Below are 20,842 nucleotides of genomic sequence, written 5' to 3' on the forward strand. Positions count from 1 at the left end.
GTTGTGGGCATTCGTAAATAATATTTCGCAAATATTTATGATAAACTTGCCTTATAACTTGCCTCATAATAGTTTTAGGTTGTTTTTTATGTTTTCGAAGCCTTCGCAAACGGTTTACACCGTATCGCGCCTTAACAGAGAGATTCGTACAGTTCTTGAGCAGGGCTTTGCATCGCTAATTTTAACAGGCGAAATTTCTAACTTTATTACCCCTGCTTCTGGGCATTGGTACTTTTCGTTAAAAGATGAAAAAGCACAAATTAAAGCGGCTATGTGGCGCGGCAATAACCGCTCTCAAAGTTACCGCCCCGAAAACGGCGCACAAGTAACAGTAAGAGCCCGAGTTTCACTTTACGAACCACGCGGTGATTATCAGCTTATTGTTGAGCATATGGAACCTGCCGGTGAAGGCCAGCTTAAGCAAGAGTTTGATGCATTAAAAATGCGCCTAGCTGCTGAGGGCTTGTTTAGTTCAGCCTATAAAAAACCACTGCCGCAAAATATAAACCGTGTAGGTGTAATAACCTCAGCAACGGGCGCTGCTATAAAAGATATATTAACCGTACTTAAACGCCGCGCGCCGCAATTAGAAGTCATTATTTACCCAGCCATGGTGCAAGGCAAAGAAGCCCATGTGCACTTAATTAACCAAATACAGTTAGCCAATGCACGCAATGAGGTCGACGTACTTATTCTAGGGCGAGGCGGTGGCTCGTTAGAAGATTTATGGTGCTTTAACCATGAGCAGCTTGCGCGTGCTATTTATCAAAGTGAATTACCCATAGTCAGTGCGGTAGGCCACGAAATAGACACAACCATAAGCGACTACGTTGCCGATGTACGCGCAGCAACGCCCTCAGCAGCCGCTGAGCTTGTCAGCCCCAACACGCAAGAGCTACATGGCAAGGTTATTGAGCTCATTAACCGGTTAAATAATGCCTTTAAACACGATATGGCCGATAAGCGTGCACTAGCAACACAGTTACAGCATCGGCTAAACTTGTGTCATCCGCGCAATCAACTTAATCAAAAAGCGCAGCGATTAGACGAGTTAACTATTGCCTTACAACAAGGCATGCGCAATCGCCTTTACCAACAAGAGCGCACGCTTAATAATTTAACCCCGCGTTTAATGCGTCAATCGCCCGATAAAAAGTTATCGCAGGCCAGCCATCAGCTTATGCAGATACAAACTCGGCTTGAGCAAGCAATGCAGCACAAGTTGCAACACGCGCAAAATAGTTTAGCGCTGCAAGCGAGTAGGCTCGACTCGGTAAGTCCACTTAATGTTTTAGCGCGCGGTTACAGCATAACCAAAACCCAACAAGGCAAAGTGGTTAAATCGGTAGATCACATTAAAACGGGTGACGTGCTAATTACAGAGCTGGCCGATGGCGCTATAAAATCAACGGTGTTGTAAAGCTCTTTCAGTTAAAGCTCTGTGGCCATTAGTAAGGTTAGTTCGGTGTCGCTTGACGTTGAGGTTGTTCTTTTAAATTGCAACCAAAACTCTTGCTTCATTAACTTATCGTTTAGCTCTCGCCATTGGGTATGATCAAACGAGTCGTTATCAGTAGGTGCAGCAAGTTCAAATTTACATACGGTGGTTTTACACGCTGCACTAACAATCTCTGGGATAGAGCTTAGATCAGAGGTAAGTAAAAAATCTTGTAAAGCTACTTCTGTTTGATAAGCCCACTCTTCATTACGTATTTGCTCATCAAATTGCGCTTGCAAAACGGCTTGTGCATCAGAGGGGTCACGCAGCTGCTGCGCCGCGTTTTTCATCAAGGCTTTTTGCGCTGCTAATTGCTGTTTAAGCTGCGATACTTGCTCTTCTAAAGGAAGCTCATCTAGCGGTTGTGGTTCTGGTTTAGGGGGATTATCTTTTTGCTCTATACGAGCGCTTTGCTCAGGGGCTGCTGGTATAACACGCTTTGCTGTTGCTTCACTGCTTTTAACTGGCTGAACAAAAGGTGCCTGCTGCTTTGTATCAGCATGTTGTAACTTTGCGGGGTTTGCGTCACTTGAAGATAAATTAAAGTAGCTCCACGTTAAACCTACACCCGCAATAAATCCTATCCCTAGTGTTAATAAGCTATTTTTGTTCATTTTAATTCCTTTTAAAATTATTTTTATTTATACAGGCTGCTATTACAGCATGGCGCTGGTGTGTGATTCGTTTTCAGGCTCTGGAGTGGTTAAAAAGTTTTGGTTCATACTTTGCGCCGGACACGGACAATCCGGTCTGCCAATAATTTTAGCCGGTACGCCTACAGCGGTGGTATGTGGCGGTACCGCAGTTAAAACGACTGAACCTGCGCCAATACGTGCGCCCTCGCCTACTTCAATATTACCCAGCACTTTAGCGCCTGCACCAATAAGCACACCGGCTCTAATTTTAGGATGACGGTCGCCCTGCTCGTTACCCGTACCACCAAGCGTGACCGATTGCAGTATTGATACGTTATCTTCAATTACCGCCGTTTCACCAATAACAATACCGGTGGCGTGGTCAAACATTATCCCTTTACCCACCTGACACGCAGGGTGAATATCAACCCCAAACACTTCTGAGGTTCGGCTTTGAATAAAACGAGCAAGCTCTTTACGGTTTTGCTGCCACAAGCAGTTAGCTAAACGATGCGCTTGAATAGCATGAAACCCTTTTAGGTTTAAAATAACCGTAAGGTAGGTTTCGGCTGCCGGGTCTCTGTCTTTAACGGCTTTAATATCTTCGGCCACATAGGTAAGCATACGGTCGCACTTTACAAACGCTTGGTCAAACAACTCACGTATTGTAAAAGCCGATACAACAGCATCTGCCAACTTATTAGCAACAATAAAGCTTAACGCCGAACCTAAACACTCATGATTTAAAATGCATGAATACACATGACTTGCTAAAAGTGGTTCGCGAGTTACAACTTCATTCGCTTCACTACGAAGCTGTTGCCAAATTTCATGACGCATAATACTACACTGCCTTAAATTGATATAAAAAGAGCCTTTTCCTAAGTTTAACGGATTTAAAGCCTAAGGTGTTAACGCCTTAGTTATTTGTTCTGGTTATTAGGTATAACTAAGAGTAAAAAAATTATATGAGTGCTAAATCACTCACACACAAAGCATCTTTTCCTTTATCTTTTGCTTTATAAAGTAAATAGTCTGCTTCTTTGATTAAATACGCACAGGTAAAGTCACTATTAGGTGTAATAGTAGTGAGGCCTACACTCACTGTAAGGGTTCTGCTTGGTAATGAATGTTTATTTTCAATGTTTAACTGTTTTAATTTTTCTAAAATATCGTTCAATACTAACAAGGCCTGATCTGAATTTGTATTTCCATACACTAATACAAACTCTTCACCACCAAAACGGGCACATAAATCACCTGGGCGTTTAGTAAATTCATTGAGTACTTTTGCCACCCTTTTTAAGCATGTATCGCCTTGTTGGTGGCCGTAAGTATCATTGAGTAATTTAAAATCATCTATATCAATAATAGCCAACGAAAGCGGCATACCTAAACGCTGACAACGATTCCACTCTTGCTCTAAAAAGGTATCAAAAAAGCCTCGGTTAGCAATATCAGTTAAGCCATCAATAGCGGCAAGTTTTTGTACTTGTTCTTCAGCCAGTTTACGCTCGGTAATATTTTGATGACTAATAGCGTAATACGCTTTATCTGTATGGCTAAACGACACTACTCGCATCATAAACCAACGTTTTTCATCTTCACTATGGCATGGATATTCTAAATAGAAGTCGTCATTAGCCCCCGAAATAACTGATTTAATGCCGTTAAATGCCTTTAAACCAAAGCTATCTCCTTTTTTAGCAGCTTTTTCACACTCTGCTAAGTAATTTTGCTGCTCCCACATATCACAGCAGGCACAGTCGTTTTGCTCACCAAAGTTTTGCCAGCTTCGGTTTATATAGACTATGTCGCCGTTAGAATTAATAACCACTACTTGGTCGGGCGTGGTATCTAGTACCAACTTAAAAAACGCTTTATCGTCAATCACGAGCTTTCCATTTTAGCTTTGTTGTTAATCAGTATAATCAATAACAATTTTTTAACACAACATTGTTACTTTACTTCACGTTAGTTGCATAATTTATCAATGTGAAGTAATACTCCGTATGACAGCTAAGTAGTCTATAAAAAATATAAAAAATTTTACTTTTACATTAAAAATCAGATACTAAAGTAGCATGACAGGGTTACTGTCATATGCCAAACTAGCTACTGGCATACTACTGACGGCGTAAAAAATAAAAACAAACGCTAAATTAGCATCATCAACTCAACAAGGATAACGATGATGAAAAACGATATATTAAATACAAAAAAGCTTGGTTATAAATTTTACTTTCAAGATGGCGACAATCAAATAGCCTGTTTTGGAAGCTACTTTACTGGTAAAGAAGAAGTCTTTGTAAACGATGACCTATTCAGTAAAAAACGAAATATCTACTGTGCAAGCACGCACTCTTTTGCTTTTGAGGGCTCACAGTACCAAGTAAAATTTGACATGCTTAATATACTTACGGGGCGTCTGGAGTGCACTCTTTATAAAAATAGCAGTGTGATAGCCAAACAAGTTCAAAGTAGTCTTTCAGACGATCCTAAAAAAGCAGCATTTTTTCTTGCTGGCTGTACATTAGGTGGCGCGGTGTTTGGCTATACAACGGCAACAATTGTTGAACTATTTGTAGGGAAGCTTTAACGTGCAATTAAATCCTACAACAGTTAAATCGCTTAGAAGTAAGTTAGATTGGACGCAGCAACAGCTCGCAGATGCCTGCGATGTAAGTTTGCGGACCATTCAACGGGTCGAAAAAGAAGGCGCCGCTTCTAAAGAAACCACTATGGCGCTTTGCGCGGTACTTGAAGTACGCCAAGGCGAGCTAATTAAACTTGATGAGCCTATAAATAATGACGTTAAAAGTACGCCAACTAAAAGCTTTTTAGCGGGAGTGGTTATTAGTTCCTTAATAAGCTTTGCTCTAGGCGCAGGCTCAGTGCTTTTAGCGACTAACTAATATTACGCTTTAATAGCACTAATTAAATAAAAATGCCCCAGGCTATAAGCACTGGGGCATTTTTTATATGTTAGAAAAAGAGATTAATTACTGAAACACTTTTTCAACAGCTATTACTTCAATGTTGTTAGCTGGAATAGCTAATTTATAATCGGCAATGACTTTATCCTCAGCAACAAGCGCTGCTGGTTTTTCTGTGTTGTAAACCATTGGCGATGTTTGCTCTGACACTAAACGTTTTTTCATGTCTTCGCCGTCACCGGTAATAAACACGTACTGTACGTTATCTGTTTGCAGATTATCTTTAATCACGCGATTAACATCAGCAAGCGTTAGCTTTTCAAGTTTACTTGTCACGTATTTTACAAACGACTCTGTGTTATAAAACTCACTATCAAGTGCATAACCTAATTGGCGGTTTTGACTTGCGACAAGCTGCGGTACGTAGTTAATTAAAAAGTTACGTGTTGCTTCAAAGTCTTTTTCGGTTAAGCCATTTTTAATAAGCTTATCCAGCTCAAACAAAGCGGTACGTGTTGCAAAGTGTGCATCGTTATTAGAGCGCAGCGGGCGTAACCAAATTTGGAATATTTGCTCAGAGCGCCCTAAGTTGGCATCAGGCTTAGTTTGAAACATGCCACGTGGGAAGTACTCAATGTAGGCGTAATCGCCGTAGTTCATACCACGTGTTTGACGAATTCGCTCATACAGGTATGAGTTAGAACTACGGTGCTCACCAAAGTACGAACGCACCAGCCAAAGGGCTGTCCAATCTTCACTACTGCGAATAGTATCAATTGGGAAACCAAACGATACCGCGGTAGATTGCGCCGACTTTTCTACAATCGTGGCATGGTGACCTTTGAGCTCTGGCGCATCAGGAATACTTAAACGGCTTTGCTCGCCTTTAGGTAAGGTTGCTAAGTCGCTCATAATTTCGGTTTTAAGCGCTTTTGGCACAGCGCCAATTAAACCCAGTGTTAGTTTAGATTGGGTAAGCTCTGTATTGTAAAATGCTTTTACATCATCAAGCGTTAGTGCTTCTAAATCCGAAATATCACCGTAATTGTAGCTTTCGTATGGGTGGCCTTTGTAAAGTGCGCTGTAAAGCACTTCTTTACCTAGCTCTTCATCGTTAGAGGCTTTTAATCCCGACTTAATACCGTCGATCATTTCTTTTTTAAGGCGTTTAAAGTCATCGTCTCTAAAACCTGGGTTAAGTAATTGATCGCTTACAAGCGCATACCATGTGGCAGCGTTATCTTTATGAATACGCCCTTGGAATGACAGCATTTCTTTATCTATTTGATAACCAAAGCTGCCAGCAAGCGGATAAAGCGCTTTTTGTATGTCTTTGTAACTCGTACTTTGCGAGCCACCTTGAGCAAGCATAGCGGCTGTGAGCGCAGCAACCCCTTTTTTACCTTGCGGGTCTGCAGCAGCCCCTGTATTGAATAGAAAGTTTACATCAATCAGCGGTGAGCTATTCGTTTTATCAAGCACTTTAAATACGGGTGCCTCTGGCGCTTTATCACGCTTAGCGACTAATGCGTTTAAGCTTGTTTCTTGTTCAAAGCCTGGCGCTTTATCAAGTGCCGACATAGTTACGGTAGTACGCGCGTCATCTACAAAATATTTATTAGCCACAGCTTTAATGTCTTGGGCTGTGATGTTGTCGGCCGATTTATAAAGCTGGTTAATAACCTCTGGGTCGCGCTCAAAATGCATGTAACTTGCAAGGGTTGATGCAATCGCTTGCGATGAGTCTAAGCCGTTAATAAAGCTGTATTTAAGGTTAGACTTTAAATCACTTAGTTTTTGCTCATCAACAAGTTCGGTACGTGCTTTTGCATAAGTGCGGTTAATAGCATCGCGTGCTTTTGCTAAATCATCTTCGTTTTCTACTTTTACAAACACATGCAGTAAGCCAGGATCTTTTGTCTCTGGATTGTAGGTAAACATTTGACTCGCTATTTGTTTATCAACGACTAGCTCTTGGTATAAATCGGAGTTATTAGAAAAATAAAGCTGTGAGATTAAATCAAGTGCGGCTCTGTCCTTTTTAGCAGGCTCCCATGCAGCCCCCTTGTAAGATACAAGCAACCAATGACCAGGCAAACCTTCGTTTTTCTCATGTACATATTTAGGCACTTGTTGTGCAGGCTCGGCTTTTATATCAGCAACGTAATCGCCTTTTTTCCAGCCACCCCAATGTTTTTTAACCATAGCCATTGTAGCTTGTGGGTCAACATCGCCCACAATCACTAGCGATACATATTCAGGCTTATAAAACTTATCAAAAAATTCTTTACCGTAAGCCATTTGATCTGGCATGGCTTCTATATCTTCAAAAAAGCCCATGGTGGTATGTTTATAAGTGTGCGTATCAAACGCTTCTTCGCGTACTGCGCTCAATAACTTACGAATTGGGCTGGCGTTATTTTTTAAATATTCCCCTTTAACCGTTAGCGCTTCGGTTCTAAATTGCTCTTCGGTGTAGGTTAAGTTTTGAAAAATATCGGCTTCAATTTCAAGTACTTTATCAAGGTGCTGCTTTGAAAAGTTTAAATGGTAGTTTGTGTAATCGTTAGTGGTGTAAGCACGGTTATCGACCCCTGCATTTTTAAATATGGCAGTGTATTCCTCTTGCGGAAATTTTTTAGAGCCTTTAAACATCATGTGCTCAAAAAAGTGAGCAAAACCGGTTTTACCTGCTTTTACTTCATTACGTGAGCCAACCGATACCGGAATTTGCAGCGAGACGACATCGGGGTAATCGGTTTTAACAACCATTACACGTAAGCCGTTATCAAGCTCTTCGATTAAGTACTCTTGCGAAAATACACGTTCGTCAGCTTTTGTTGTTTGCTGTTGTTGTGCCGTTTGGGTGTTTTCGCTTTGCTGTGTTGCGCAGCCTGTTAGTGCCAGCGATACCGCTAAGCTTGTTGCTAGTAATTTAAATTTCATTGTTGTCCCTTTTTAAATTGAGCAAATTTGTTATTAGGTTTAATGCTAACTCGCTTAAATTATGCCCCAAAGCCACTAAATATAAGAGCCCATCGGCTATTTATAATGTAAACAACTGTGTCAATTCCCTATTTTAAAAACATTTAAGTATGAAAAAAACTCAAGTTGATTGAAAAACTTTCATTAAATAAATCTATCTAGACGTCTAAATGGCTGTTATATTGAATTACATACATTGGACTAAGCTGGAATGAGGATTATGGCTTTATCACTACAAGAAAAAATAGAAGACACCAATCAAGGTGTTTATCTTATTGGTACTACTCCACCTAAAATTGGTACTGATAAAGCGCAACTAAAAATCATTGCAGAAAAACTACTTGCTCGCTTACACGAAATTGAATACGACGGCGTGATAATTTACGACATTCAAGATGAAAGTAGCCGTACAGATAAAGCACGCCCATTTCCGTTTAAACAAACTGTAGACCCACGTGAATACAGCCACTTACTACGTAATTTATCTGCTCCAGATGTCATTACTTACAAAAGTGTGGCACAACGTGGTGTAGAGGAATTTAAAGGCTGGTTGGATGAAACTAAAAACGACTACGATTTAAAAAATGTCGTTTTAGTGGGTAGCCCCTCATCGGTAGGTGATATAAAACTAAGCTTGCCCGATGCCTATAAAACGCTTGCAGAGCAAAGTGATGACTTCTTTTTAGGGGGCGTCACCATTGCTGAGCGACATTCAAGTAAGCGAAATGAGCACGAACGCCTTATAGAAAAAACAGCACAAGGTTGTCAGTTTTTTATATCGCAAGCGGTTTACGACGCGCAAGCAACTATAGAGCTAATAACAAGTTATGCGCGTACCTGTAAAGCACAAGGTATTACACCAAAACGGATTATTTTAACGTTTACGCCATGCGGTGGCGATAAAACCTTAGAGTTTATGCAATGGTTGGGTATCTCAGTGCCAGAGGCCACTAAATGGCGCATGCTTGATGCAGACAATACCTTAAGTGAATCTGTACGTATTTGCCGAGAAAATCTCGACCTAATACTCAAAAGTTGTGCGCACCTAGATGTGCCACTGGGCTTAAATATTGAAAGCTTAACAAACCGTAAAGAAGAAATTGACGCATCAATAAACTTATACCGTTTATTAAAAGCCATTATGGAATTAAACCTAGCCGAAAAACAAATCGCTTAAAGCCTAATTATCCCCGTTTATAGCAAGCCTAATGGCTTGCTTTTTTGTTGCTATGTTTAAGTGTATTACTTTTATTATTATGCTTTTTAGCCAATTTGTACGCTTGTTTATTTTTATACATTTGGTGATCGGCCAAATTTAATAACGTATCAAAAGGTTGCTTTTGTTTATTAGTAAAACTTTCGCCTATGCTGAGTGTCAGCGCGCACACGTTGTTTTCTAATAGTGCGTTTTTATACTCAATTTTTATTTTATCAATAATATGGCTAAGCTTACTTCTATCACTAATTTGCATCACAGCTACAAATTCATCGCCGCCTAAACGCCCTACTATATCAGCCTCTCTTAAATGTGTTTTTAAGGTATTTGCTAAGAGGATTAACGCTTGATCGCCTATTTCATGGCCATAAGTGTCGTTTAGTTTTTTAAAGTCGTTTACATCAATAAACAAGCAACACACATCAAAACCTAAACGCAGCGCTAAATTAAGTTTGTGTTGGGCAAGTAAGCTAAGTGCACGGCGATTATAAATATTGGTAAGCGGGTCGAGCATGGCTATTTCGCGCATTTGCTCAAAGCTATAAATAAGGGCTAAATCGTCTTCAATTAAATCACGAAGCTGCTCTATTAGCTCAAAATATTCATCGGTATAACTGGTTTTTTTTGAATCTTTTAAACACAAGGTGCCAAATACTTCACCTTCAGGCCAGTGAATTGGCAAGCCCAGGTAGGATTCAACGCCATCTTCAATAACCTCGGGCATGGTATTCCACTGCGTATCGCTGCGGGTATCGCTAACATACAAAGTGTTGTTGTTTTCGGCTACATATTTACAAAATAAGGGAGTTTCGGGAGGGAGTATAGGGTTGGTTTCAAAGTGTGAGCCACCTTCATTAGCTCTAATAACTACACGATAACCTTTACTAGTAGCCTGAACTATATAACCAGAGGGAGCCGAAAAAAGCCCCGTAATAAGATCAATGGTTTTTTGCCATTTATGTAATGATATTTGGCCATCGACACCAGAAAACGCCCATTGATCTGTTTCAAACATAACTATACCTCAGCTATTTAATGGCCTTAGTATAGCCAAATAAATATGTTTAAGGCTACTTTCTGCGGCGTTTACTTGGTGCTCTTTGCCCGGTAATGCGCTTTTTATCGCGATCTTTACGCGCTTTGTTGGTGTTTTTACGGTTATCTTTAGGGGGCTTGTTTAAATCAGGCTCGTAACCTTCTAGCCATTGTGGTGCTAAACGGGTATCCAGTAGTACTTCAATTTCTTCCAGTAACCACTGCTCGTCAATACTTACCAGCGACATGGCAAGGCCTTGCTCGCCAGCGCGCCCCGTACGGCCAATTCGGTGTACGTAATCTTCTGCTATGTAAGGTAGCTCAAAGTTTATTACGTATTTAAGCGCTGGAATATCTAAACCGCGGGCAGCTACATCGGTCGCAACTAAAACCCGCGTTGTGCCTTCTTTAAAGTTTTGTAATGCACGGTCGCGTGCACCTTGTGATTTATCGCCATGGATAGACTCAGTTTTTAAGCCGTCTTTACACATTTCTTTGGCAAGTTTATCGGCCATTTGTTTGGTACGTGTAAATATAAGTACTTGGCGCCAATTTTTCATGCCAATCATGTGTGATACAAGCTCGCGCTTTCGCTCTTCATCAACTGCGTAAATAACTTGCTCTACTTCAACCGCGGCTGAGTTACGTTTATCAACTTCAATTAGCTCGGGGTTTTTAAGTAGCTTTTTACTCAGCTCAAACACGCTGTCATCGAATGTGGCTGAGAACAATAAGGTTTGGCGATCGCCTGGAATGTGGCGCAAAATACGTTTTATTTCATCAATAAAGCCCATATCCAGCATGCGGTCGGCTTCATCAAATACTAACGAATCAACACTTGAAAGCACCACACTGCCTTTAACAATATGATCAAGTAAACGCCCAGGCGTTGCGACTATCACTTGCGCCGTTTTAAGCGCTTTAATTTGCGGGCCAATACTTGCACCGCCATACGCTAAAGCGCCTTGAATATTTGTGCCTTGAGCGTATTTTTCAAAGCTTGCAAACACTTGCTGAGCAAGCTCACGCGTGGGCGTTAAAATAACCACTCGAGCTATGCCTGGCTCATCTTTTTTTGGTGTATTTAAAAGCTTATGTAGTAGTGGTAATACAAAGGCGGCTGTTTTACCGGTGCCTGTTTGCGCGCTGCCCATTACATCGCTGCCCGCTAATATGTGCGGAATAGTTTTAACCTGAATTGCGGTAGGCGTGGTGTAATTATTTTGCTCAATTGCGGTTAGTAATAACGAATCGAGTTTAAGAGATGAGAACGATGTGGCAGACATAGGCTTAGCTTTAAAATAACAAAGAGCGCTATTGTACGCATATTACGGTACTGCGTAAATTAACCAGCTCAGAAAAGTATTGAGCTTAGTTGTATTTCCTACACCAATAAAAAAGGCGCTAAATAACAATGTATTTAGCGCCTTTTTTATACCAATCCGCTTAATTAAGTGATCTATTTTGAGGACAGATAAACGTGTTGATAGCTAGGCAAAAAATTCGCTATTTAGTTGTTCTAAATGAGAATTTTTTAACGCAGATAGCAACACTTTTAGCCCCTAAAAATGATTAAGTATTATTGCGGATTGGTATTATAATTTAATAACGTTTTAAACCGGTTTTAAGGTGGCTTTTCGCTCATTATAAAATGCGATTAAGTCATCGACCGTTGCTTGGCAGTATTCACGAATACCCGACACCACCATGTGCTTTTCACCAAAACCCACTTTTTCGCCGTTTTCTAGTAAATTAAAGCGCAAGGTAATTTTGCCGCGCTTACCCGTGTACTCAAAACTTGGCTCAGCAAACTCAAGGGTTGGTGCTTGAATATTAATGTTATCAAGGTTAATGATCATCGACTCGTAAATAACCATAGGGCGCGCTGGGTTAATCATTACATCTTGCTTACCCATTAGCGGAATAATTACGTGCGGAAATGCAGCACCAGAAAACTCAACATAATTTTTTATTAAGCTATTAGTAAGTGTTGGGCATTTGCTGGTTTTACCTTCGCGTTTTACCTTTAAAATTACTTTGTCGCCGTTGGTTACATCAAACTCATCATCCCCTTCTGGGAAATTAAGTTTGGTGTTTTCATCAACCATACCGGCAAAGGTAAATTCCATTCGCTCACTTATACCGTAGCGGTCTAACACTAAAGAAAAAAGTAAGTCTCCTGGCGCGCAAAACTTTTTGGCATCTTTGTCATGAAGTGGGTTGTAATCATCGGCAACGCACTTTGCGAAACGACACCCTTGCTCACGAGAGATAGAAACATAATCAGCATGCTGCTGAAAGTAAGGACTTAACATAGATTGTTCACTGCTTAAACTGCTTATAACCTGCCCATACTACCAGAAAAAATTTAAAGAGAGGTCGAATCACTTACAAATTCATACAATTAACTTAAGAGTAAATGTTGCACACACCTGTTTTAGTTAGTAATTTAGGTACCAAACTAAATAAGGGACTAATTATTATGTTACGTGTTTTTGCAGTAATAAGCGTACTCACTACTTTGGCTGGATGTTCTAGCGTGACTTTTCATACCGATATAGATAACGATGTTTTATCTGAGGAAATTGGTACGTACGTTAAAAAACGAGATTTACAACAGTTTTATAGCGACCAAGAAGCACACGAAAGTGGCGCCACACTTTTAGGCCGAATTGAAGGCGAAAGCTGCAATGGCGACGGTAGAGGCGACAATAATATAAGCTACAATCGCTTAAAATCAAATGCTATAGATTTACTTAAAGCAGATGCAATGCGCAGAGGCGGTAACGCCTTTACTATAAATTCTTGTAGCGAAATCGCTGTATCGTATTGTGACCTGTCTGTTTTATGCAGCGGACAGGCCTACGACTATTAATAAATTATATATTAAGCGCAAAGCTAAGTAGTACGCGCTTTCCCGACTCAATTTTAGATACGCTATGCTCGTACTTGTCGGGTCTAAATAAATACACGCGGTTAAACCAATTAATAATGCATTTTGAGCATTTAAAAACCCCACCAGCTTTAGGTTTTACTAGTACAAAATTAAGTTTGTAGTAGCGCCCTTGCTGTACTGGATCTATATGGTTCATCACACTGTGATGTGTAGGGTAAGTAACTAGGTTTATTGAAAAGGCATTACTGCTAAATAAAGCTTTGTTTTTTACAGGTGCAATCATACTGCCTCCTTTTAATTTACATACAGCATTGTAGCATTTGCTAAAGCGCCACGGCTTGCGCTAAACAATATCAAAACGCGATGACATATAGCCAAACAGCCTGAAACAAAAAAGCCGAGCTTAATTAATAAGCTCGGCTTTTTATAAAGTATGACTAAAGATTATGCACTTGGGTATGTGCGGTACGCACGCTCAATATTTTTAGCCTGCTTTTTAGAAATGCCTAAATGAGCAAGCGCTACACGTAAACGCGCACGTGATAAGTCTGAGCCTAAAATTTCCATTGCATCAAGTACTGACGTTGAAGACGTTTTACCCGTGATTGCTACAAATATTGGCTCTAAAAAGTCTTTAATTTTAAGCTCGTGGAATGTAGCAACTTCTTTTGCAATGGCAAAAATAGCTGGCTTATCAAAACTACGTAAACCTTCAAGCTGCCATACAAAAAACTGTAGCGCTTGGCGTATTACGTTTTCGTCAGCTTTGCCCGCCGTTAACAGTGCTGGGTCGTAAGTTGGAATGCCGCCTACAAAATGTCCTGCTAAATCAACCATGTCCGAAAGCGTATTAATGCGCGTTTTAGCTTCTGGTAATACTTTAGCTAGCATTTCGCCATTAAACTTCCAATCAACAAAGCGCTGCACAAGCTCTTCGTCTGTTAGGTTTTCGCGGATCCACATGCCGTTTAACCAGCTTAGCTTATCAACATCAAATACTGGGCCGCCAAGTGATACACGCTTCATATCGAAGTGTTCAATCATCTCGTTAAGAGTGAATTTTTCACGCTCATCTGGCATTGACCAACCCATACGGCCTAAGTAGTTAAGCACGGCCTCTGGTAGGTAACCCATTTCTTTATAGTAATTAATAGAAGTTGGGTTTTTACGCTTAGAAAGCTTTGATTTATCTGGATTACGCAGTAGTGGTAAATGCCCTAGCACAGGTGCTTCCCAACCTAAATCTTCGTAAAGTTTTAATAGTTTAGGTGCTGAGTTAATCCACTCTTCGCCACGGAAAATATGGCTTATTTGCATGTGGTGGTCATCCACTACGTTTGCTAAAAAGTACGTAGGGAATCCATCGGCTTTTAATAGCACTTGCATGTCTACGTTTTCCCACGGGATCTCAATTTCGTCGCGTAGGTAGTCGTTAAATTTAAAAGTGCCTTCGCTTGGTATTTTCATACGTATAACGTAAGGCTTGCCTGCGGCTAGGTTTGCTTTAATTTCATCTTCGGTGAGGTTTAAGCCACGGCCGTCGTATTTAGGGCGCAGACCTTCTGCCATTTGCTCTTCACGCATTTGGTCAAGCTCTTCGCTGGTTGCAAAACAGTAAAATGCTTTACCTTGCTCAACTAATTGGTGTGCGTATTTTTTGTATAAATCGCTACGCTCTGATTGACGGTAAGGGCCAAATTCGCCACCTACGTCAGGGCCATGATCCCACTCAAGACCTAACCAACGTAAGCTATCCATAATCGCTTGTTCTGACTCTGGCGTGCTACGAACTTGGTCTGTATCTTCAATACGAAGCACAAACTCGCCGCCTTGTTGTTTAGCAAAACAGTAGTTAAATAAAGCAATATAAGCGGTGCCAAGATGCGGGTCACCTGTTGGAGATGGGGCAACACGAGTACGGATTGTCATGATAATGTCTCTTTTAATAAGTGAGATAAAAATTAAGGGGGTCGTTTAAGCCGCTACTTTGTTTAAGTAAGCAATAATATCGTTAGATTCGTATAGCCACTCTACTTGGCCATTTTTTTCTATACGAAGGCATGGCACTTTAATTTTGCCGCCTTGCTCTAACAGCTCTTGACGAAATTGTTGATTATTTTTTGCATCACGCGTTTCTATTTTTAAGCCTTCGCGCTTAATTGCACGGCGTACTTTTACGCAAAACGGGCATGCTTTAAATTGATAAAGTTTAAATTGTGAGGTTTGCTGATCAAGCTGCGCTTGCACATCGCTTGCACGCTTTTTACTGCGAGGAGTAAATACAAAATTAAAGAATAAAATTATACAACCTAAAAACCAACGAACGAATTTCATGTTTTGTGCCTGCCTACAACAATTTAAGGAGCCAGATTTTAGCACAAATTTACAATCAAAAAAGCTCAATACTATTATCGGTGGTCACTTCTTCATTTACCTCAAGCTCGCTATAAGCGGTCACTTTATTACGGCCGCTATTTTTAGAATGATACAGCGCCATATCGGCTTGGTTTACGATACTAGATACAGTATCAATACTTGCCAGCTCTAAAAAGCCAATACTTATTGTAAGCTGCCCAACTTGCGGAAAAGGATACTCAGCAATATTTGAGCGTAAACGGTTAAGTGCTATATGTGCTTGTGCCTCGGTTTTGGTTTGAAATAACACCGCAAACTCTTCGCCTCCATACCTAAATACGTAGTCTTCTAGCCTAAAGTTATTTTTTAACAGCCGCGCCACAAGTAAAATAACTTCATCGCCTATTACATGGCCGTAGCTGTCGTTTACGCGTTTAAAGTGATCGATATCTGCAATGGCTAAATACCATCGTCGCTTTTCGTTGGTATCATCACGGGGTAATAAAAAGCCTTTGCCTGAGACAATTTCGATCACTTTTTTATCAAAGGTTTGTCTATTTAAAAGCTCGGTTAAAGGGTCTAATCGCGATTTATGTAATAGCCCTAGCTGGTTGGCATAAATATTTAAAATATGCACGGCGAGCATTGTGGTGGTTTGCGCTAACTCTTTTGTGGTTTCTATTAGTAATATGCCAATTACTTTACCAAAGTAATACACTGGCACATACGTAGTTACTACACCTAAGGCACGGCTTACTCTTATTTTGTTTTGGGTTACTTTATTAAGCAGCGCTAAGGCTTCGTTAGACTCTAATACTTCAAGGCGGGTGTGGGTGTTTATTAGCGTAGGCGGTAATTGCGCACTAAAGTGTTTATTAATATAAATAGCAAAATTTTCAACTTCGAGTAGGTCGCCAATAATCTGCACTAATGATGCATCTAAATCACTTTCTTCTTCTTGCTGAGTTAGACTGATTATCCATTCGTGCCCGCAATTGTTTGCCTTCATTAGTTTGCCTAAACTGTTTTAACTTCAATCAGTTTAGACAAAATCATCAACTTTGCTAATTAATTAACCAATACTTTTGAATTAGGTCGCATTGAGCTATGTGGATTAAAGTTTGTTTTAGCTAAGCGTTATTAATTCGCATCGCGAGCTTTGTAACTTAGTGAGCTCAATAACTACTTCGGTATTATTTAATAACTTACATACAGCAGAGCCTAAAACAGCCTATGTTTGGTATTTATGCTTTGTATTTATGTTTTTGTACAACCAGTTATTCTAAACACAACATAGGCTTTGCCTTGCTTAAATACCGAATATACGGCCGCAATACTAATAACCAATACGCAACACGCGCTATTTAAAAAAGCTAAATAAAACTAAAGCAAAACTAAGTCGTCTCTGTGTAGCACCACAGCGCCACTATCAAAGTCGAGTAGCTCACCTATTTGCTCTGAATGAGCACCTTTAATTTTATTTACTTCAACTTGATTAAAACGTGTTAACCCTCGTGCAATAACTTGGTTGTTGGCGTCTATTAAATCTATTAAGTCGCCCCGCTCAAAACGGCCAAACGCATTGGTTATGCCTTTTGCCAGCAGGCTTGCCCCTTTGTTTTGTAGCGCCGAAATAGCCCCTTTATCAATCATAATTTGGCCGGTACTTTTAGGCCCAGCCATTAGCCATTTTTTACGGCCATCTTTTGGCGCAGTAAGTTTTAAAAACCGCGTACCGGGTAATTGCTCACTCATGCATCTTAAAATAACGTTGTTGCCAGCGCCTTTTGCAATAATTACCTCTACCCCTGCGCGCCTTGCTACGTCGGCGGCTTGTAGTTTTGTGGCCATACCGCCGGTGCCTAAACTTGTACCGCTACCACCAGCCAGTTGGCGTAACTCATCGTTTATATGAGTGACTTCGTCAATCAGTTTTGCATCGGTATTTGTGCGCGGATCGCTGGTAAATAAACCTTCTTGATCGGTAAGCAGTAATAGCTTGTTGGCATTAGCTAAAATAGCCACCAGCGCCGATAAATTATCGTTATCGCCTACTTTTATTTCAGCGGTTGCTACCGCGTCGTTTTCATTAATAATAGGCACCACATCGTGGCTTAATAACGCATTTAAGGTGTCGCGCGCATTTAAATAGCGTTCGCGGTCATCTACGTCTGCACGGGTAAGCAGCATTTGCCCTACGTTTATGCCATACAAGGCAAATAAGCTTTGCCAAATATGTATAAGCTGACCTTGCCCAACGGCTGCCAACATTTGTTTATCTATTAGGCCGCGGCCACAGGGTTTAATAAGTTGTTCGCGACCCGCAGCAACCGCGCCACTTGATACTAATATAACTTGGTGGCCTTGCTTTTTAAGTTCGCTACATTGGCGAACCAGCTCAACCATATGGGCTTTATCTAACTTATCGGTGCCGCCGGTTAGTACACTTGTACCAAGCTTAACAACAATTACCTGTTCCCTACGCATTATTATTTACTATTAAAATGAAAGATAAATAAACTTATACCAGCTCGGTATTTTTGAACAAGTTAAAATTATTCATGCTAGGATCGGCGTTAATTTAATTTGATAAAATTTCATTTATGCCAGCCAGTTTATGCCTAATTATTGCCACCTTTTTATGGGGTAGCTCCTTTATTGCACTTAAGTATGCTATTGCCGTTTACGACCCTGCACTTGTTATATTTTTACGAATGCTAACCACCTTAGTTTTATCGCTGTGTTTATGGCGTTATGTAATTAGGTTTGAGTATTTAAAAGGCGATTGGAAGTACTTATTAGGTATGTCGCTCGCAGAGCCATGCTTGTACTTTTTATTTGAAGGCCACGCAATGGAATACACCTCGGCCTCTCAGGCGGGAGTTATTGTTTCGTGTTTGCCTATTATTGTGGCGTTGATGGCGTTTTTTATGCTTAAAGAGTATATAAGTAAAGCCATTGTGATTGGGTTTACCCTGTGTATTGGCGGCAGTATTTTACTTACTTTGCTTTCACCAAATACCGATCAGGCCCCTAATCCATTATTGGGTAACTTTTTAGAACTTATGGCCATGGTATGCGCGGCGTTTTACACCATTAGCATTAAGCACTTAGCCAATCGCTACTCGCCGTTAACGCTAATTGCTTTACAAGGCATAAGCGGCAGTGTGTTTTTTGCACCGTTTTTATTTTTTATCGACTTACCCAGCGAAAACCAGCATGACCTAACCGCCCTTATGAGCATTTTGTATTTAGGCTCGTTTGTCACCTTAGGTGGCTATGGTATGTATAACTATGCAATTGGCAAAGTGTCGGTATTAACGGCTGCGGCTTATTCAAATTTAATCCCTATTTTTACGCTTATTTTATCGGCCATTATTTTGGGTGAGGTACTCGATTTTTGGCAATGGGTGAGTATATTTGTTGTTTTTGCAGGGGTGATGATAAGCCAACGACATCAAGAGCTGGTGGTAGACATACCGCTTAATGACGCTGGCGATGACCCTATCAACTCAGCCGATACAAGCCATCTTAAATCAGTACCCGATGCCAGCGAGTCAAAAGGGTAGCAGGTTAATAAATAAAGGCCTGGGGTTTGTAAAAACGCCTGCTGGGATTGATGAATAACCTCAATCCCCTTCACTTTATAATGCTGTATTACGCCGCTTTGCAGCTGCAGCGTAAACGTTTCACCCACTTTGGTGTGTTTTAAAAATGCAAAGTGGGTATCGTTGTGACCCGCTATTAACGCACCGCCATGTTTATCTCCAAGCTTTGCCCCTGGTAAAAAATGGCTTGGTGCAAATGCTAAATTACGACCACTTGCCCCAGCTAAAACGCTAAGCACTTTATTATGCACAGGCCAGTTAAGCTGCGCGGTTACAAAGCTGTCGGCGTAAAACCACGGTTTAACACGAGCGTGTGGCGTAATAAGTGCCTCTTGCCAGGCCTGCTCTATTAATACTTGGGCAAGCCATGCCTTAGCTTGCATATAAGCACCATGAGAAAACAGCCCCAGCCCAGCGATTAATAAGCCCGCACTTAGCCACTTATTCATTTAAGCCCTCGGTTTATTTTAACCGCGCCATAGCCAAGTAATATAATGCAGCCCAGCAATATGTACAGTCGGCTTTGCCCATCGGTTTGTGGTAAACGCATAGCCAATCCTTGTGGCGCTGCGTTCTTAGCCAGTGCCGTTTGCTTTGCAGGCTCGTTAATTTGAGTGTGTTCAATAGCTATAAAAGCAGTAAACGGGCTCAGTAGTTGGTGTGTGAGCGCCAGCCCCTGCACCTCGCTTTTAACTGACTGACGGTCATTATACAAAAGTAACGATTTAATTTTTTGGCGCGCCCACAGCTTATCAATCCCTTTTGCGCTGGCGCTATTTTGTGCGCTTAGCTTTATATTTAAAGGGCCTTGAGCGGTTTGCCCACTAAGCGTAATTTGATTCGTATCATTTAGTTTTATAGCCACCATTATTGGCTCGCCAAAATATAAATCAGGCAAAGGTGATGGCCAAAAATCTAAACTGTGAGTGCTTTCATCGCGAAGTGCTAAATTAGTGATAGCGGGATGAGCAAGCTTATCAAATAACTGCTGCATTTTAGGCTGCACCTCATTTGTGCTGCCAATAAACGTAAATGACCCTTTACCTATATCAGCTGCGCGGCGCATAAAAAAGCTATTGGGTGCACTGCCAATGCCTACAGTAAATAAGCGGCTATCACCCAATTTACGCTGAATATTTTTAAATAAGGCATCTTCGTTACTCACACTGCCATCCGTTAAAAACACCACTTGGCGTACAAAGCCTTCAAAGCTGCTGCCATCAAGTACCGCATTAAGCGCACCTTGTATTTCGGTACCACCGTCGGCCTCTAGGCTATAAATAAAGCGCTCAGCGCGGCGTAAGTTAAAGTCACTAGCAATAAGGGGTTTATCGCTCATGGGGGTAACCACGTTATCAAAGCCAATAATGTTAAAACTGTCGTCGCTATCAAGCAAAGACAGCGCATAAAACAGGGCCTTTTTAGCTTGCTCCATAGATTGCCCGTGCATAGAGCCTGAGGTATCTACAACAAACACCATTTCGCGAGGTAGGCGCTGCGTTTGTGTAAAGTGATCTGCTGGCGGCATTAGCATAGCAAGCCCGTACCGGTCGCCGTTTTCAAACTGCTGGGTAAAAAATGCTGCTTGTGCGCTTTCTTTTTGCAGCGGTTTAAACTCAAGTACAAAGTCGCGATTAGCCCCCGTTTGCTCATTTAAAGCAACCGTATATTGCCCAAA

20 protein-coding genes are annotated in these 20,842 nt (G+C 41.0%); 6 read left to right on the top strand and 14 right to left on the bottom strand.

Features of this window, described 5'->3' with window-relative positions; all coding sequences use genetic code 11:
* Positions 1 to 88: 88 nt before the first annotated feature.
* The gene (xseA, locus tag B2R65_RS15490; RefSeq protein ID WP_273611608.1) at positions 89 to 1,420 is read left to right on the top strand and encodes an exodeoxyribonuclease VII large subunit; all 1,332 of its coding nucleotides are present in this window, start codon (positions 89 to 91) and stop codon (positions 1,418 to 1,420) included.
* Positions 1,421 to 1,431: 11 nt separating this feature from the next.
* Here the strand turns inward: xseA and B2R65_RS15495 are convergent, their stop codons facing one another.
* The 3 genes from B2R65_RS15495 to B2R65_RS15505 form a co-directional block, all read right to left on the bottom strand.
* Positions 1,432 to 2,112: a hypothetical protein gene (locus B2R65_RS15495; RefSeq protein WP_273611609.1), complete on the bottom strand. Its 681-nt coding sequence runs from the start codon at positions 2,110 to 2,112 to the stop codon at positions 1,432 to 1,434.
* A 42-nt stretch (positions 2,113 to 2,154) separates the two neighbouring features.
* Complete coding sequence (cysE, locus tag B2R65_RS15500; RefSeq protein WP_004586131.1) at positions 2,155 to 2,973, bottom strand: serine O-acetyltransferase; 819 nt, start codon at positions 2,971 to 2,973, stop codon at positions 2,155 to 2,157.
* Between the two features lie 124 nt (positions 2,974 to 3,097).
* Entirely contained in the window at positions 3,098 to 4,027 is a 930-nt protein-coding gene (locus B2R65_RS15505) for a sensor domain-containing diguanylate cyclase (protein ID WP_273611610.1), read from the bottom strand.
* 297 nt (positions 4,028 to 4,324) lie between these two features.
* Between B2R65_RS15505 and B2R65_RS15510 the strand changes: the two genes are divergently transcribed.
* Complete coding sequence (locus B2R65_RS15510; protein ID WP_054982749.1) at positions 4,325 to 4,732, top strand: hypothetical protein; 408 nt, start codon at positions 4,325 to 4,327, stop codon at positions 4,730 to 4,732.
* 1 nt (position 4,733) lies between these two features.
* A complete protein-coding gene (locus B2R65_RS15515; RefSeq protein WP_054982750.1) occupies positions 4,734 to 5,048 on the top strand; it encodes a helix-turn-helix transcriptional regulator in 315 nt (104 codons plus the stop codon).
* A gap of 87 nt (positions 5,049 to 5,135) precedes the next feature.
* Here the strand turns inward: B2R65_RS15515 and B2R65_RS15520 are convergent, their stop codons facing one another.
* Positions 5,136 to 8,015 (bottom strand): M16 family metallopeptidase, encoded by a 2,880-nt coding sequence (locus B2R65_RS15520; protein WP_273611611.1) that lies wholly within the window; start codon positions 8,013 to 8,015, stop codon positions 5,136 to 5,138.
* Between the two features lie 259 nt (positions 8,016 to 8,274).
* Here B2R65_RS15520 and B2R65_RS15525 point away from each other — a divergent pair, with 259 nt between their 5' ends.
* Complete coding sequence (locus B2R65_RS15525; protein WP_024033159.1) at positions 8,275 to 9,231, top strand: methylenetetrahydrofolate reductase; 957 nt, start codon at positions 8,275 to 8,277, stop codon at positions 9,229 to 9,231.
* 28 nt (positions 9,232 to 9,259) lie between these two features.
* Here B2R65_RS15525 and B2R65_RS15530 read toward each other — a convergent pair whose 3' ends face one another.
* The 3 genes from B2R65_RS15530 to B2R65_RS15540 form a co-directional block, all read right to left on the bottom strand.
* Entirely contained in the window at positions 9,260 to 10,285 is a 1,026-nt protein-coding gene (locus tag B2R65_RS15530; RefSeq protein ID WP_055252815.1) for a sensor domain-containing diguanylate cyclase, read from the bottom strand.
* A gap of 55 nt (positions 10,286 to 10,340) precedes the next feature.
* Complete coding sequence (locus B2R65_RS15535) at positions 10,341 to 11,591, bottom strand: DEAD/DEAH box helicase (protein WP_004586123.1); 1,251 nt, start codon at positions 11,589 to 11,591, stop codon at positions 10,341 to 10,343.
* A gap of 327 nt (positions 11,592 to 11,918) precedes the next feature.
* On the bottom strand, positions 11,919 to 12,620 hold the full coding sequence (locus B2R65_RS15540; protein ID WP_055252813.1) for a DUF3581 domain-containing protein: 702 nt from the start codon (positions 12,618 to 12,620) through the stop codon (positions 11,919 to 11,921).
* A gap of 167 nt (positions 12,621 to 12,787) precedes the next feature.
* Between B2R65_RS15540 and B2R65_RS15545 the strand changes: the two genes are divergently transcribed.
* Complete coding sequence (locus tag B2R65_RS15545) at positions 12,788 to 13,180, top strand: hypothetical protein (RefSeq protein WP_264390022.1); 393 nt, start codon at positions 12,788 to 12,790, stop codon at positions 13,178 to 13,180.
* A gap of 4 nt (positions 13,181 to 13,184) precedes the next feature.
* Here B2R65_RS15545 and B2R65_RS15550 read toward each other — a convergent pair whose 3' ends face one another.
* The 5 genes from B2R65_RS15550 to proB all read right to left on the bottom strand — a co-directional run bounded on the left by B2R65_RS15550 (position 13,185) and on the right by proB (position 18,043).
* Positions 13,185 to 13,484 carry a hypothetical protein gene (locus B2R65_RS15550; protein ID WP_024033163.1) on the bottom strand — a complete coding sequence of 100 codons (300 nt, stop codon included), beginning with the start codon at positions 13,482 to 13,484 and terminating at the stop codon, positions 13,185 to 13,187.
* A 161-nt stretch (positions 13,485 to 13,645) separates the two neighbouring features.
* The gene (gene gltX, locus B2R65_RS15555; protein WP_024033164.1) at positions 13,646 to 15,130 is read right to left on the bottom strand and encodes a glutamate--tRNA ligase; all 1,485 of its coding nucleotides are present in this window, start codon (positions 15,128 to 15,130) and stop codon (positions 13,646 to 13,648) included.
* Positions 15,131 to 15,175: 45 nt separating this feature from the next.
* On the bottom strand, positions 15,176 to 15,535 hold the full coding sequence (locus B2R65_RS15560) for a glutathione S-transferase N-terminal domain-containing protein (RefSeq protein WP_004586118.1): 360 nt from the start codon (positions 15,533 to 15,535) through the stop codon (positions 15,176 to 15,178).
* Positions 15,536 to 15,590: 55 nt separating this feature from the next.
* Positions 15,591 to 16,565: a GGDEF domain-containing protein gene (locus B2R65_RS15565; RefSeq protein WP_024033165.1), complete on the bottom strand. Its 975-nt coding sequence runs from the start codon at positions 16,563 to 16,565 to the stop codon at positions 15,591 to 15,593.
* Positions 16,566 to 16,939: 374 nt separating this feature from the next.
* A complete protein-coding gene (proB, locus tag B2R65_RS15570; protein WP_286744198.1) occupies positions 16,940 to 18,043 on the bottom strand; it encodes a glutamate 5-kinase in 1,104 nt (367 codons plus the stop codon).
* Between the two features lie 116 nt (positions 18,044 to 18,159).
* Between proB and B2R65_RS15575 the strand changes: the two genes are divergently transcribed.
* On the top strand, positions 18,160 to 19,125 hold the full coding sequence (locus tag B2R65_RS15575; RefSeq protein WP_004586115.1) for a DMT family transporter: 966 nt from the start codon (positions 18,160 to 18,162) through the stop codon (positions 19,123 to 19,125).
* Here B2R65_RS15575 and B2R65_RS15580 read toward each other — a convergent pair.
* Entirely contained in the window at positions 19,014 to 19,613 is a 600-nt protein-coding gene (locus tag B2R65_RS15580) for a class GN sortase (protein ID WP_029773899.1), read from the bottom strand. The two genes, B2R65_RS15575 and B2R65_RS15580, sit on opposite strands and share 112 nt — an antisense overlap.
* Positions 19,610 to 20,842, bottom strand: a 1,233-nt coding sequence (locus B2R65_RS15585) for a VWA domain-containing protein (RefSeq protein ID WP_286744202.1), incomplete at its 5' end; no start/stop codon positions are given. The genes B2R65_RS15585 and B2R65_RS15580, both read right to left, overlap by 4 nt.

Source organism: Pseudoalteromonas sp. UBA2102, from assembly GCF_002331165.1.
GTDB classification, from domain to species: Bacteria; Pseudomonadota; Gammaproteobacteria; order Enterobacterales; family Alteromonadaceae; genus Pseudoalteromonas; species Pseudoalteromonas atlantica.